We start from the raw sequence: 15,325 nt of genomic DNA, 5'->3' as shown, positions 1-15,325 counted from the left end.
TTGTTTGCTTTGTAACTGCCGGCCAAAACCATCCCAGCAAACGACGGCGATGCGGGTTTGTCGTTAAGAGTCGCTGTGGAATCGGTCTGCCTGCATCGTGGCGCAGTGCACCGGTTCGCGCGCGACGCTTTCTATCAGCGTCTGGAGTGTTTGCTCGTAAGGTGTTTTGGTACTGAGGTCGGCCAGGCGAGTACGGGCGCTGGCGCGGACATGCCCGCTGGGCAACAGATCGCCTTGCGCAACGGCTTGCTTGCGCCACTCCTGCTCTTGCGTGGTGGTGGCCGCAATATGTCCCATCCAACTGAGCGGAGAGTAAAAGTAGGCGCTGGCGACATCCTGGAGTGCCCTGCCGGGATTTCCGATGGCGATGTCGGGCCGGTCATCGTAATAGCGGGTATAGGTGGCTATGGGTTTGAAGCCGATATCCTCACCAGAGCTGCTTTTGTGGTAGGTGGCGGCTTGAACTTGTCCGGCTACATCGTACAACGCTTCCTGGACATTACCGTTGGGGTCGGTGATCTGTTTTGGCTGGAGTGTTCGGTAGTCAATATTTGACGCTGTGGTGGTGCAGTTGTCCGGTAGTTTGACAGTGGTGGTCAGGCAGTAATAAGCGTCGTAGGTGATTGCCGTTGAGCCATGCTGTTGGCTTTCCTTGAATGTCAGCGCCCTGAAAAAACCGTCCAGTTTTGCGTAAGTGGTGAAACCGCGTCGTACTGACCAGAGTTTGCCCTGTTTATCCCACTCCTTGTCGGCCGCTAAAGCGATGGGCATTTTTTTGTAGCCACTGCCCTGGAGTTTCTTCGTCATATCAAAAGACGCGTTGCCCGGTTTAAGTTTGAGCACGTCGTAGGCCTTCAACGCCAGCTCATTGAGTTCGGCTGCTTCCAGGTGATCAAACAAGGCTTCGACGCTGGCCTGACCATCAGCGAAGGTGTCGCTTGCGTCTGGTTTTCTGTAACGCTGTAAAGACAGGCCGGTCATGACCCGCCTGGTTTTCCAGGCGGCTGAATTGCTCAGTTCAAGCATGTTTTCATGGTTGATGGTTTTGGGTTCCAGGCCTCCGGCCGAGGGTGCCTTAGGCAACTTCAACGCGTTGGTGCGTTGCAGGTAACGCAGGCCCAGGCGCCTGCCCTGGGTGTTAACGTTGATGAATTGAGCTTTTATTTCGTTCAGGTAGTAGTACTGCTGGTCCTCGTCATGGGCATCGCTCCACCATTTGTTTTGCCAGGTATCCGTGAAAGGGGGGGAATCGGTAGCTGTTTTACGCCGTGCGTAACTGGTCTCCAGGCTGTGGGTGAGGTGACCATATGAGTCCCATTCCAGATTGATCGTGTGGGTGCAGCGAGGATCATCAGGAATGCGCTCGTACTGATAGTTAATGGATTCCACGACCGCGGGATGCACGATTGAATAGGGGCTGTGTTTACCCAGGCCCCTGAGCTCGCGTATCAGGTACCGATGTTGTTGCACCGAATAAGGGTGCTTTGCTTTCGGGTCCTGGTCCTGACCGTACGTTTCTACCCGCAAAGTGTGGCCGCTCAACGCTCGAGCGAACTCGCGCATTCGGGCCTGCCTGTGACGGACGGCGTCAACGACCGACGTGTGTTCAGCTGGCCCCCAGCTTTCTCCCATCTCGAGAACTGTTGCCTTCAGGGCTGCGGCTGTCGTATCGCTACGGTTGTAACCAAGGTTGGACGGGTCTACCTCTTCACCGGTGTGGAACCAGGTCTTGGTCAGTGTCGCTGAGGTGTGAGGGCTGTTCGCTGTGCTGCCACGGCTGGTCGGGCTATCAGTTTGCTGGAGCAGGCCGAAACCCCGGAACTCTCGTTCGGTGCTGTCGTAGAAGCCACGTCGATATTTGAACCGCTGGGTCAGCCGATTGCCGGTGATTTCGTCGTACTGGGTCTGTTGCTTGACCAGGAACAGAGGAAATGGCAAACGTGAGATCGCTGGTTTGTTGTTCTTGAGTGACTGCTTTTTTTCGTCCAGCCACTCTTGTGCAGAACTGCGATAGCTGACGCTGCCACTAGCGCCCATGTTGTTGTTGGTCGACTTGAGCAAGTAGGGTTTGGTGTCAATGAAGTCGTAGCGCCAATGCCGGCTTTCCTCTCCAGGTACGCTGAAAACCAGACTGGAGCAGCCAACCCCCTGCAGGTCTGCGGCGCTGACCTTGCAAAACCGGTCATGGCGCAGGCCTTCGGGCCAGGGTAAGTCGACCGCAGGCCCCAGTTTGTTGCCGCCGTGGTTCATGAAAATGCGCGCGCAATCAGGTTGCAGATAAATAAGGTCAGCGGCCCCCGAGCCGTCCAGGTCGGCCAGCAGGACGCGTGATGCATCGAATTGCTCGTATGAGAAATCCAGGGTGGCGATCACCCGCCCCTTCCCGAAACGTCCACGGCCCAGGTTGGGCCAGCATTTCACTTCGTTGTGACGAATACGGATCAGGTGCTGTTGGCCACTGCCCAGAAAATCGCTGAAGGCCACCAGTTCACCGGGTGAGTTGCCGGGCTGCGGTAGATCATCTTCATCGGCGTGACGTGACACTTCGGTTGAAGGGGCGAAGCCGGTTTTTTTCTGGTTGGCGTACAGGCGCACACTGCGCGGTCCGATCATGATCAGATCGCTGCGCCCGGTCCCCATCAGACTGGCCAATTGTCCTTGAGGATGGAAAAACTCGGTCGGAACAGCGGTGAATGAGGTGAAATTCGACCAATCTCCATCCGGGCTCAGCGTGAAGAAACCGCTGAACTCGGGGTGTGCCACGATCCAGTCCGGACGGCCGTCACCGCTGAGGTCACCGAGAAATTGTCGAGGAGATTTTTGGCTGTCAGCCAGCGGGATTCGTGGCAGCTCGCGCCATGGTGCGTACATGACGTGATCTCCTGCGTTGTCGTCCCGCAAAGGCTGGCTGTAGCGCCAGCTTTTGTCTGTTCGATGAAGAATGCCCGGCAGTCCTTCTCCCAGCAGATCGACGAACTGAAACCGCTCCTGGTGATTGAGCCTGGCCAGCGCCTCGAAGGGTTTGAAGTGGCGAGCCTCAGGCTTGAGCGTGAAACCGGTGTAGGTGAATTCAAGTGGAGGTTGGTATTTATCAGTATTTGCGCCAAAGGCTTGGGTCAACGCTGCGCTCAGGCAGCTATAGGATAGAGCGCCGGTCTGATACTGGAGCAGGAGGCGGTGCACCAGTATTGGTTCGCGGCCCATCGATGTTTCATCCGGGAAGTAATGAAACATCAGAACCTGTTGGCACAAGCGTTGAGTGCCCAATTCAAAACCGTAGGCGAACTCCGAGAACGGATCACTGCGTACAGAGCACGGCAGCGTCCCTTCGTAACCAGGCGTGTCTTCCAGGCTAACGCTGCGTTCGCCATAGTCGAAACACAGCTCGAAATGCCATTTCTTATCGTTGAGGCCATCGACTTTGCACAGGTACAACTGTGAGTCAGCGTGGAAGTTGCCATAGCGCACGCGACTCAGGTAGCGCTGGGCGCGGTAATCGGCGGAGCCCTGAGTAGCGGCCTCATCAGCGGTGTATTCATAAAGAATGTGCTCGCCATGAGCATTCATGCTCTCTTCGAGCAACCACTCGCCTACCCGTACTGATGCGTCGGGATCTGCGCGATGTGCCGACGGTGTTTTTCCGTACAAGTGTTGGCTGCCGTCGGCGCTGTGTATCAGCCAGAAGCCCGGTTTGTTCGTGGCGCTGGACCAGTGCTCGATCAAATCGAAGGCGGCTTCGACCCGAGGTCGATAACGCACGACAGCATGTTGCACCCGCTGTTTGCCGTCGCTGCACATCTTGTGGCTGGATTTGATTGCGCCTGTTGTTTTGTCCCGTTCAGGCATCCAGATCTCACCACTGGGGCCGACGAACAAATCATCGTGGGTGTAGGCCGGGACGCCCAGACGGGTGTGTCGTGTAACGGTAGGCAGGGACAATTTCCAGCCGAGGCCGAAGACACCGTTGCCTTGAGCACTGCTGTAGCTCAGGGCCAGGGCTGGGGCATATCCGCGACCCGGTGAAACAGGCAGGGGAATCTCACAGGAAGCCGCGCCGCTGGACCCTATCGGGCCTAAGCCATTACCAATGCTTTGAATCGCCCCGCCGCCCTTGGGCAAGGCCGGAAGATCGACAGGTATGGAGGTTTGTTCGCTCATCGGGCACCCCCATCAGCCTTTGCGGTGTACTGCACCTGCACGATGATATCGGTGAGCGATTCGAGCATGGCTTTCTGAGCGGTGTGATTAGGGAACGACAGCTTCCATTTTGAAATTGCGCCGGTGTACTCGAAGGGCAGATAGCGTTCATCCTGAAAGTTCAACGTGAACAGACCGTTGTCGTCGATACCGGTCGAAAGGGCTATTTGCTGACTGGCTCGCCGGCTACTCATCTTGCTGCCGTCGGGCATGACAACATCGCTGCTGGTCTGGGTCAGGGTGGCGCGGATATCCTCATAAGGGCCCAGGATCGCCGGCAGGGAGATGCTGATGCTCTTGATCCGGCGCAGGCAGTGCCCTGGGTAGTCATTGTCAAACAGGGGCTGGGTCAGTTCGAATTCACATGAGCCATTATTTACAAGACCTGACTTGAGGCCTGTGACCAGAGGTTTCCCACCCTCCGCAGGCGTATCGTTCCAGGGCTTATTGATGGATGCAGGGGCCTTGTCCTTGTCTTTGAGCAGGCGTAACGACACGGTCTTGCGAATTTCCAGCTCGCGCTCATGACTCAAAAGATAGGCGCTTTTCATCTTCAGCAAGCCCAGCTTCATCGACTCCCCAGGGCCGAGTCCGCGATAGGTACTGTTCCAGCCCTGGGGTTGGAAGAACGGCTGTGTCGAATACTCGGCCATCTCGTAGCGCCAACACGACTCGGTGAGTTGGCACAGCGACAAGGCTTCGTCATACGCCTGGTAATAGAAGATGGACAGCTGGCCAGTGAACCACTGGTAAAGCTGCGAGCTGGTAAAGCGCTTGCTGAGGAAGTCGTAAGTGGTTCTGGCTTGGGTGAGTGCCGTTTGAGTCTGTCGCAACAGCAGCAGGGAGGCTGTCTCCCGTTCGGCCTCAAGTGCCAGTTGTGCATCGAGTTGTGCGATTTCGAGCCTTGCCTGATCGCGAGCGAGCGTCCACTCCTGATGGCGGCGACGGTATTGCGCTGCACGTTCGAGGGCTTCGCCAGCGCCATGAGCAGCCGCTGCCACGCCTTGAGCTCCGGCCATGACCGCAAAGGGCACCCCCTCGACGCGATGACCGCCGTCTGCCAAGCCAAAAATGTTGGGGATGACTTTCAGGCCTTGGCCGACCACCTGGGCCGCGTAGGCAGAGGCTTCAGCAATACGTCCTGTGAGGTGCAATGTGGCGGCGGCGACTTCTCCAGGGTTGACCACCTCATTGACCAGTTGACTGTAATAATCCATACGCCCTTCGACAATGGCTTTACTGGCAAGCAAGGCCTCCTTGTTCTTTTGGTCGATCTTCAACGCCTGGGTTTGTAGGTCTACGGTAATGTTTGCCAGATTCCAGAGGTGTTGCTGCTGAATTTCCTGATAGATGGCTTGCTCGGTACGCTCGATGAATGACAACAGCGTTGTACCGAACTGAATCACGGTATCTACCGCGCTTATGGCATGGGCATGCAGGGTGCTGAAGCGGTAGGGCGGGATATCCAGACTCGGGCGTCGGTCAATGCCGGGTTCTGCCGCACGCTGAGGATTGGAGCGCAATAAGTCGGCTGGTGCAGCGGGCGCCGTGAAGAGGGAGAGACTCAGTGGCTTGCCGACAATGTCGAGATTATGTCTAAGGTTGTGCAAGCGACTTTCCAGTTTTTCCCAGCGCGAGATCAGCACCGGGTTGAACGGTAGGCGCAAGTGTGGCGTGTCAATCGCGTGTACCGAGGGAGGCGGTGCATACGGACGCACGCACACCTCGGGCGCAACGTTGGGGGACGTTGCTGCCGGTTGGTTTTTTTTCTTTATGCCAAGCTCATTCTCAAAAGCGCGCAGTGCGCTGTTGGTCTCGTCACTGAATGTTTGCAGTGTGACGGTAGACCAGAGGTCGGTTTGTCTGAGATCCGGGCGAGGACCCAGCAGGTCCAGTGCGCGGATGTACCAGAGCTTGGCTTCCGCCAGCCCATCGGGGGTCAACGTGCGGTATGCCGTGTCACCGCGATTGGCCAGGATATCGATGTAGAGCATGTACAAGGCTTTGCGAAAGTGCACGGGATAACTAAGGGCAATCTGATGCGGGTCTTGTGGGCCCTGGATGGCGTAGCTGGGTTGGCCGGGGGCTGGAGTGGCGCTGATTAATGGCACAGCATTCCAATAGTCGGGGTTGCCATCATTGACCTTTTTGCGGCCAGGGTTGAACACGAATTGCAACCAGCGCTCGGCCTCACCGTATTGGCGCTCCAGGTTAAAGCGGTGTGCCATCAGCCATGGAAGATAAAGGAATAACTCTACAAAGTAGCGACCATAGGCGCCGTAGAAGTCCATGTTCTCAGGCACACCGTTTTCTTTAAAAGCAGGCTCCGGCAGGTGCTGAGTCTCCCAGCTCAGCAGTTTGTCCATGCCCGTTTCGGCGCGCTCGATCAGATGCCTGGCGAAGGTGATGTTCATTCGGATGGGAGTGCGATCTTTGCGACCTTCGGTTACCGAGTCGTCACTTTTTTCTATTGCAGAGTCTTTAAAATCAATAAATTCTGTCGTGCCTGAATTATCGGCCAGGCGGAAGCCAAATCGAGGGGCTTTAAGTTTGTTGTTGTTCGCGTCTACTCGGCTGAACTGGAGCGTTCTTTTATTTTCATTATTCCACGCCTTGGCAGTCGTGGCTGGAATGCCCGAATGAAGAAGTTTATGTGTTATTGCTATGGCAAGTTCTTCAGTGTTGGATCGTGTAGGACTCGTTGTGATATTCGAGTCTTTATCGATATCCGCCGACAGATGGAACTGCGGCGCAAAGTCTGACGTGGGGAACTGGTCGTTCACATAAAGGCCAATGTGCAATGAATGCGTTGAGTGACGCTCGTCATTGAGGGCGATGGTGTGTGTGTCCAGCTTGAGATCAGCCAGGTTCTTACCGTGAAACAATGCACGTGAAGCGTAACCCTGTAGACAGGTCTGCGGGGTGCTCCAGCTCTCATCATATTTTTTGTAGCACAGGTTCAAACGAAACAGCGGATTGGTTTCAGGTCTTTCTGCCGTTTTGGTTGTGCTGTCTTCTGCTGTCTTGGTTACCGGCCTATCCTCCTGACAGATGCACTCGGCCCAGATCACGTACAGACGATTGTTGAACATGACCGGGCGAATGGTATGTTCGATGGCGCTTTCGGAAATCGGCAGGTTGGCGCGTTTCCAGTCCGACCAAGCCTCTGGCTCGGGGGCATCGTACTTGGCGGACGCTACAGAGTTTCCCATATGGGGGCGCTTGGCCATGTCCAGCGAGCGCCAATAGTAGGTATTCGCGGCGCGGGATTTGGCAATGAAGTAATAGGTGCTGTTGGCGAAATCGTTTCCGTCGATGTAACCATTGAGTATTGTCAGGTTGGCAACTTCTTCGAGTCTTGTCAGGTAGGCCAGGACGGCCGTCTGAACGGACTCGGAGGTGAGTTGGTTCTGGTTGATGTCGTTTTCCAGTTGCTGAAAACTGTCGGTCCTGGTCCTGCGAAGTGTTGGGTCCAGATAGACCGCAGGGAAATAATGCAACTGCTGGTTGGCTACCCAGGTCGGATAGTGATGCATCACGGTACGCCAGGTCTCGATCTGGTCGGCCGGGATGTTCGCGGTGTGATACCCGGGCTCCATGTTGGCCAGAATGCTGTTGATGTATTGCTGCAGGCTGGCAATGGCGCAAGCCACCGGGCTGCTGGGTACGTCCTGGCTGACCAGCACATCGAGAAGCCAGTAGTGATAGAGGTCGTTAGGCGTCTTGAGATGTTCGGCGATCTTCAGCGACTTCAACATCTCGTCTTCAGGTACGATCGCTGACAGATAGAGTGCGAGCTGAGCATCACGCAAACTTTCATTAAGTTGCTTTTCAATGGTGATCGACATGTTCATTCCTTGAGCATGTAACAGGATCAATGACTGGCGGCCATGACGGCTTCACCGACTTTCTTCCAGGCGTCTGACGCGCTTGCGTTGTTCAGGGCGGTTGCGCCGAGGAGTGAGGTGGCGCTCAGCCCCGTGGTCTTGCAGGTTGCATGGCAACGCATTACCCAATCCACATCCTTCATTGTTTGGGCTTTGCGGGACGCCAGCGTTGCGGTCACCACACTGACTTCAGTCGGCGTCCAGCCCAGCAATTTGGCCAGGAAACTGTTCGTTGTCGTGGTATCGGCAGTCGAATTGGCAAGCCCCAGATAGCTCAGAAGGCTTTCCTCCGGGTGCTGATGGGTGGTCATGCAATGGTTGAAACGATCCAGCAGGTACAAGCTGCTGAGTGTCAGTTTCAGCTGCGTGTTTGGTGTTTCCAGCCGCTCGGGATGGCTCAGGAACAAGCGCAGGGCGCTGTTGCTCAGATGCAGCTGAACGGCCGCTTCGGCGTGGCGCAGAACCGGGTGCAGCACCTGGGGAAGCCTGGTTGAGTGTGCATCACTCAGCGCAGCAGTCAGGACCTCGTGGGCCGAGGAGTTTGCCCATAACAGCACCCCCTTTGCGCAGTTCATGGGGAGCTGAGAGGTTTCCTGCAAGAACTTCTCTATCAGGTGCTGTTGTCGATCGTGGGCAAGCAGCAGCAAGTCTTTGAGTTTTTTCTTGCAGTCGTCTTTGAGCACGTTGCTCAGCGGTAGTGGGTCGATAACGGCCTCCAGTGCGGTGGCCAGTTTCTGCGGCACATCGTCTTCGATTGCAGGCGCGAAGTTTTTCACCAGGCCTTTGTCATCAAGCAATGTTTTAGCCAGTAGGTCACGCCACCCGACGTCTTTTGGAAGCGACAGCTCTGCTATTTCTCGTGTGGTTACCACACACTGGAGGGTATCGCCGTTCAGCTTGGTGAGATGTTGCCGCAAATCTCGAAACGAATGATCATCGCTGCCCATGGGCTCCAGGAGGCGTCGCAGCTTGGGAATGTCGTAGGCGGACTCACTGAGCCAGTTTGTTATCCAGTCCATTTGCATCAGCACTTCAAGCAAGTTGAGTACATCAAGCCCCTGGGGCTCATTCTGCGTCAGCGTGACATCGGTGTAGTTGCTAGTGTTATCGAGGTCGTTGCTAGTTTGACTGCGTGGGCTCTGTATCACGGTCGCTAACTGGGTTGCACGGCGTATTAATACATTGAGATCGCCGTTGGGCAACTCTATTGGGCACCCCTCAAGAGAGATCACCGTATCACCGCCAACGGTCGGGATCTGGTTGATACTGATGCTGGGTTCATCATCGGGGTCATCATTACTGCTTGAGTCGCCGGGGAAACGGATGTGAATTTTTCCTATGAAATTTCTATCGGCGAACAATGAAGTATTGGTTGTAAGTGTTGATCCTGACAGAAGCAGGGGAGGGTTCTCTGGATCGACTTGCTTGGGTGCGCGAAAACGTGCGACTAGATTGAAATACTGACTGGGATTTTTGATGTTTATCTGGATTGTTCGACTGTCTAGGGCGTATCCGTTTGCCAAGCATTTAGAGATGCTTTCACCCCCCAGCAAGTTTGCGAGCATCGCACTGTCGGCAATCGAAATGCCGAGCATTCGGGCAATCCGCGCCTGCCGATAGATCGAGGACAGGGTGCGTAGATCACACTTCAGCGGGCCAAGGTATTGCTTCGTGTTCCTGACGATCAGTAATAACGAGTCTTCGGTCAGAGGCAGGCCAAGGCAGGCACTCAGGTGTTGCAGGATGGTATGCGAGGCCGGGTCGGAGCTGTCAGCGCTGAAGGTTCGACCATCGAGTACCAGTGGCGTATCGAACAGTCGGGCCGGATTGAATACCCGGTCGAATAAGGCGGGGGCATCACCGGTGGCAGAGGGGGATACTCGATAAAGCAAGGCAGCAAACTCTTCGGCGTTGATCGAGTACCGACGGTTGAAGTAGCGATAAACACCCAAAGTACGCACTGTGTAAGTGTCGAGTTGCATGAGCGTGTTACGCGGCACTTGTGATTCAAACGCGCCGATGATCAGGGTATCCAGCTCGGCGAAAGGGATATCGAGCCAGCGTTGCAAGCGGATCATCCGTTGCAAACGTACAAGTCGCGGGTCTGTCGCCTCGGCTATCTGTTTAACCCCCTCAATTTTGATGATTGTCATGTTGTTGGCCGTGGTGGTGCCGACCGGGAAAGGACCGTTTATGTAACGAGCGCCATACGGGCCGGGAAGTGAAACGGCCGTTGGGTCGTTGCTGGATTGGCGTGGGGCATGTTTACCTTGCGAGAGCAGCGCTTCGATTTGCCCTGCATTCAGTTCGGTGCGCTCCATAAAGCTGTTCATGTTGCTCAGGCGGGTGGCAGGTGCATTGGTGCCATAGAGGCTTTGCCAATACCGCTCATCCTCTCTTGGGACTTCTGTCAGTAATGCCTGCTGCTGTGGACTCAGCCCGGACAACAGTTGTTGGGCTTCGAAAGGGGTGGATGTCAGTACCTGGCCATACTGAATGTTGACTGTCTGTGTGATGGGAAGGTGGGTGCTGATGAGGTAGTTCAATTCTCCCAGCGAAGATGTTTTTCCACTGAGGCCCAGCAGGCACTGATGATGAAAAATGTTGTAGGGAAGAGCGAAGGGATAACGTCGTTGCGCCAACACGTCATACGTTGATTTGTTTTTGTCGGCGGTGCTCTTCAGTGTCTCCTGAATATTCGTGTTCAGGATGTCATTGACGATCTTGAGCATGGGCTGTGCAGTGAAGGTGTTTTGCTGGTCGATCGACAGAGCTGCGAGATCCGGGCGTCGTTTTTCCAGCAGGATTCGGTTGACGGTCTCAGTTGCTGATTGCGAGGCACTGGTTTCCAGTTGCTTGGCAAACAGGTACAGCGCTCTGAGGTAAGCGACTGGCGAGTCGATTGCCGCGATCGAATCTACTTTGCAGGACTCGTCCCAGTTTTCCTGAAACAGATTGGTATAGGTGGGGCCTTGTTTTTCGACGGCACGAATACCTGGGGGGTGCCAATGGTGTTGCGTTTGTCCGGATGAGAGTTGTTGTTCCCGATACAAATGGCTGACCTGGGCGGCAAGACACTTGGCGTTGTCGTAGAGCTTCCCGATGTCGATGCTGGAGGCGTGCCCTTTGAGCATACTGTCACCGTCGATCGCAGCCCCGACTTTATCTTTGAAGCTGGCTTCGGTCAGCCGGGTGATATCGAACACTGAAGTGAGCTTCAGTGTGTCTTTGAAGAGTTTTTGCAGCTCCGGGTGTTTCTCGGGACTGTTGGCCTTGATAAGTGCCTGGAGTATTGGATAGCCGTCCATGCCGATAAATCTCCTATGAGGTGGAGTTATCGACATTACTGCACGGGAGGATTGAGAACCGTCAGCCGTTCATTGCATGGAGAACTGGAAAAGTCGCCGTTTGGACGGGAGAGATTCCTATCGACCTGTAGGAGTTCGACACTGCTTGCTCCCCGGTCGGCACGAGCGCTGGCGGGGGGAGCAAGCTGAGACTTAAACCCGGAAGTGACTCACCATCATCTGCAACTGATTGCCCAACCGCGCCAGTTCAACACTGGAGGCTGCGGTTTCGTCGCTGGCGGCGGCGGTCTGTTCGGACACGTCGCGCACGTTGATGATGCTGCGGCTGATCTCTTCAGCCACGGCGCTTTGCTGCTCGGCGGCGGCGGCGATCTGCTGGTTCATCGACTGGATGTTGGACACTGTGCGGGTGATGTTTTCCAGCGACACGCCAGCCTTGCGAGTCAGTGCGACGCTGCTGTCGGTCAGGGCGCGGCTGTTGTTCATCACCGCCGACACTTGTTGAGTGCCGTTCTGCAGACCGGCCACCAGGCCTTCGATTTCTTCGGTGGATTTCTGCGTGCGCTGAGCCAGGCCACGGACTTCGTCGGCAACCACGGCAAAACCACGACCGGCTTCACCGGCACGAGCCGCTTCGATGGCGGCGTTGAGCGCCAGCAGGTTGGTCTGTTCGGCCACGGCCTTGATCACGTCCATGACGCTGCCGATCTTGTCGCTTTCCTGTTGCAGCACGCTCATGGCTTCGGTGGAGCGCGCCACTTCGGTGGCCAGACGTTCGATCTGGGCGATGGCTTCGTTCACAACCTTATCGCCTTCACGGGCTTCGCCGTCAGCAGCGGCCGCTGCCTGGGAGGCTTCTTCGGCGTTGCGCGCGACTTCCTGCACGGTGGCAGTCATCTCGTGCATGGCGGTGGCCACCTGATCGGTTTCGATCTTCTGGCTGTTGACCCCGGCGCTGGTTTGCTCGGTCACGGCGGATAGCTCTTCGGCAGCACTGGCGATCTGGGTGACGCCGTCGCGGATGCCGCTGATCAAATCGCGCAGGGTCACGCCCATGCGAGCGATGCCTTGTTGCAACACGCCGAGTTCGTCGCGGCGAGTCACTTTGACGTCCTGGGACAGGTCGCCGCTGGCGATGCGCTCCACCACGGCCAAGGTGTCGCGCAGCGGGCCGGTAATCTGACGGGTGATGATCACGGCAGCAATGATGCCCACCAGCAACGCCAGCAAGGTGCTGATCAGCTGCAGCGTGCGAGCCTGGGCGCTTTCGACGTCACGGCGGTCGAGCTGGAATTGATAGAGTTTGTCGCTCAAGTCGACGATGGCGGCTCCTTGGTCGGTCATGTCCTTGCGCACTCGCACGGCGTCGGCGGTGGCGGTTTTAAACGCCAGCATGGCGCTGCGGTAATTGGTCAGTGCGGTGTCCAGCTGACGCAGGGCGTCTTGCTGGGTGTCGGCGAAATGCACGTTCAGTGGCTTCAGGCTGGCGATGGCCGCGTCCAGTTGGCCGACGGCTTTTTGCTCGGTCTCGGCGTTGGTGGTCGCGGTGTAGCCGCGCACTTCGTAGCGGGCCAGCAAGAACGCTTCCTTGGCCGCCGTGATGGCCTGGAATTGTTCGAAGCGTTGGTCGCTCAGGGGCATTTGCTGAACCTGCGTGCTGATTGTATTGATCAGCGTGTTGGCGGATTCGGCATTCGCGGCCATCGCGTCGCGGGCACTGTTACCGGTGCGGTAAGCGCTACGCATTTCTTTGAGCGATGCCTGATAAGCGGCGATGACCCCGGCCTGCTCTTTAAGTATTTTCAGGTTGGCGACATTTTTGAAACTGCCCAGCAGAGCGGTTTGTTGCGCCGCAAAACTGTCGAGCGTGGTCTGGACGTTCTGTGCGGCGGTTTCGTCGCCGTTGGTCAGCATGTATTGCAGGCGAACCACACGCAGCTTGGTCAGGCCGGCATTGAGCTGGGTGATGTCGCTCATCCAGTTGCTGCGGTCAATCAATCCGCCCAGGCTCGTCCAGCCGGTCAGGGCGAGGACGCAGGTCAGGGCCAGGACCAGGCCGAACCCCAAGCCCAGCTTCATGTTCACGCTGATATTGCCGAACCAGCTATTCATCAAAAGTCCTCCAGGAACGTTGTGCTTCTAGATCGTCGGTTGGCTGGAAGATTGTTGTTTTTGGTAGCCAGTAAGGTGTGTAGCAGGACTGTATCGGCAGCAATTGCGAGAGCTGAATGGTTTTTGTAGGACAGATGTGTAACAAGACCTTCGTGCGGTCTTAAGCTTTTTTTCACATGAGTTTCACCGGCTGCCGACGCCAGTCTCTCTAACCTCGCGGCATCGAATGACAGTGATGCGTGCCGGCGAGGCGGTTTGATGTGGAATTGAGACTGAGTCTGTTCGGGATAAAACGCTCGATTGATCTGAGCCGTTTTGCCCGCTATCGCAATGCGGCTGTCGTGCTCGCCTCGGCGCTGTTGGTGATTCCGCTGACGGTCTGGCTGTTGCAGCCGGCCGCTGTACCGGATCTGGCCCATGGCAATGTGGCCGGCGCCCGGGCGTTGGCGGCCGATTGGGCCAAAGGCAACGTGATCGTGCTGGTGCGTCACGTCGAACGCTGCGATCACTCCAACGCCGCCTGCCTGAACGGTAATGATGGCATTACCGATCGCTCTCGCAGCGTCGCGGTGGGTGTCGGTGCGCAGTTCGAACAACTGGGGCTGAACAAGGCCGACATCTACAACAGCCCCGTCATCCGTACAGCGCAGACCGCTGGCTACATGTTCAACAAGGTCGGAGTCGGTGAAGACTGGTTGATCAATTGCAAGGGCACCATGCTGCGCGACGCACTCACGCACAAGGTGGCCGGGCGAAACCTGATTCTGGTGACCCACAGCGAATGCATGTCGCAACTGGAGAAAGACCTCAAGTTGCCGGCTTCTACCCTCGGTTATGGCGCGTCTTTGTTTATCTCGACCGAAACGCCTCAGGCGCCGCGCATGCTCGGTTTCATCGAAGCCTCGGACTGGCGCACGGTGACCACCGAATGAATTCACTTTCTGGATCAGGACACACGATGTCGACTTCTTCCCGTTACCGCTTTTATTGGGTGAACTTTGGTATTCCGCTGGCCTGTGCGGTCGTGGTTTTCCTGCTGTTCGACCTGACCAAAATCGACATCGCGTTCAATGATCTTTTTTATGACCCGGTCACGCAGACGTTTCCGCTGGATCATGTCCACCTGTTCGAAAAGATCACCCATAAATGGGCACGGATCATCCCGAACTGGACCGGAGAGTTAGCGATTGTCGGCGCCTTGCTGTCGTTTCTCTGGCCGCGCCTGAAGGCCGCAAAGCATTCGAAAATCATCGCGTTCCTGGAAAAGATCAACGCCGCGCCAGTGCTTAGGTTTGCCAGCAAGCACCGTCGGGACTTCCTCTACGTGGTGTTCGCGTTCTCCATCAGCACCGGCGTGATCCACTACCTCAAGGGCCACACCAGCGTGTATTGCCCGATCGAAACGACCCAGTACGCGGGGAAAGTCGAGCATAAGGAGTGGTATCAGAATTTCGACCTGCTGAAAGTCGCGGGTGACGGTCGCTGCTGGCCGGGCGGACATGCTTCGGGCGGCTTCACCATGCTGGCGTTGTACTTCGTGGCGCGTCGTTACCGCTGGCGCTATTCCAAAGCGGTGATGTATGGCTCGCTGCTGCTCGGTTTCGTCTACGGCACGACGCGGGTTCTGCAAGGCTGGCACTACATGTCCCACACCTTCTGGGCCGGGATCTTCGTATGGCTGGCGTGTTTGCTGACAGCGTTGGCGTTCTATGGGCGAGCGCGGCTGGAGCAACCGGTGCTCCAACAGGCTGCGCGCCCCATCGCCGAGCCGCTGATTGATGTACAAAATAGTAAGCCTGACGGCCGACCCGCATAACCTTC

6 protein-coding genes are annotated in these 15,325 nt (G+C 56.4%); 2 read left to right on the top strand and 4 right to left on the bottom strand.

Annotated features, from left to right (window positions below; all coding sequences use genetic code 11):
* Window positions 1-63: 63 nt before the first annotated feature.
* The 4 genes from CKW16_RS18045 to CKW16_RS18030 form a co-directional block, all read right to left on the bottom strand.
* On the bottom strand, window positions 64-4,158 hold the full coding sequence (locus CKW16_RS18045) for a SpvB/TcaC N-terminal domain-containing protein (RefSeq protein ID WP_371918036.1): 4,095 nt from the start codon (window positions 4,156-4,158) through the stop codon (window positions 64-66).
* Window positions 4,155-8,045 (bottom strand): neuraminidase-like domain-containing protein, encoded by a 3,891-nt coding sequence (locus tag CKW16_RS18040; protein ID WP_095129540.1) that lies wholly within the window; start codon window positions 8,043-8,045, stop codon window positions 4,155-4,157. The genes CKW16_RS18045 and CKW16_RS18040 overlap by 4 nt, the downstream gene beginning before the upstream one ends.
* Before the next feature lie 26 nt (window positions 8,046-8,071).
* A complete protein-coding gene (locus CKW16_RS18035; protein WP_176471570.1) occupies window positions 8,072-11,392 on the bottom strand; it encodes a Tc toxin subunit A in 3,321 nt (1,106 codons plus the stop codon).
* A gap of 192 nt (window positions 11,393-11,584) precedes the next feature.
* The gene (locus tag CKW16_RS18030) at window positions 11,585-13,504 is read right to left on the bottom strand and encodes a methyl-accepting chemotaxis protein (RefSeq protein ID WP_095129538.1); all 1,920 of its coding nucleotides are present in this window, start codon (window positions 13,502-13,504) and stop codon (window positions 11,585-11,587) included.
* 260 nt (window positions 13,505-13,764) lie between these two features.
* Between CKW16_RS18030 and CKW16_RS18025 the strand changes: the two genes are divergently transcribed.
* Complete coding sequence (locus tag CKW16_RS18025) at window positions 13,765-14,436, top strand: histidine phosphatase family protein (protein ID WP_095129537.1); 672 nt, start codon at window positions 13,765-13,767, stop codon at window positions 14,434-14,436.
* Between the two features lie 26 nt (window positions 14,437-14,462).
* A complete protein-coding gene (locus CKW16_RS18020; RefSeq protein ID WP_095129536.1) occupies window positions 14,463-15,320 on the top strand; it encodes a phosphatase PAP2 family protein in 858 nt (285 codons plus the stop codon).
* Window positions 15,321-15,325 lie beyond the last annotated feature (5 nt).

This window comes from Pseudomonas sp. Irchel s3h14 (genome assembly GCF_900187425.1).
Classification (GTDB): Bacteria; Pseudomonadota; Gammaproteobacteria; order Pseudomonadales; family Pseudomonadaceae; genus Aquipseudomonas.
The sequence above is the reverse complement of the archived record's forward strand: the minus strand, read 5'-3'. Positions and strand labels throughout refer to the sequence as shown.

Bases quoted from the DNA above. Each gene is read 5' to 3' on its own strand.
- CKW16_RS18045 (WP_371918036.1), bottom strand. From the start codon at position 4,158: ATGAGCGAACAAACCTCCATACCTGTCGATCTTCCGGCCTTGCCCAAG.
- CKW16_RS18040 (WP_095129540.1), bottom strand. From the start codon at position 8,045: ATGTCGATCACCATTGAAAAGCAACTTAATGAAAGTTTGCGTGATGCT.
- CKW16_RS18035 (WP_176471570.1), bottom strand. From the start codon at position 11,392: ATGGACGGCTATCCAATACTCCAGGCACTTATCAAGGCCAACAGTCCC.
- CKW16_RS18030 (WP_095129538.1), bottom strand. From the start codon at position 13,504: ATGAATAGCTGGTTCGGCAATATCAGCGTGAACATGAAGCTGGGCTTG.
- CKW16_RS18020 (WP_095129536.1), top strand. From the start codon at position 14,463: ATGTCGACTTCTTCCCGTTACCGCTTTTATTGGGTGAACTTTGGTATT.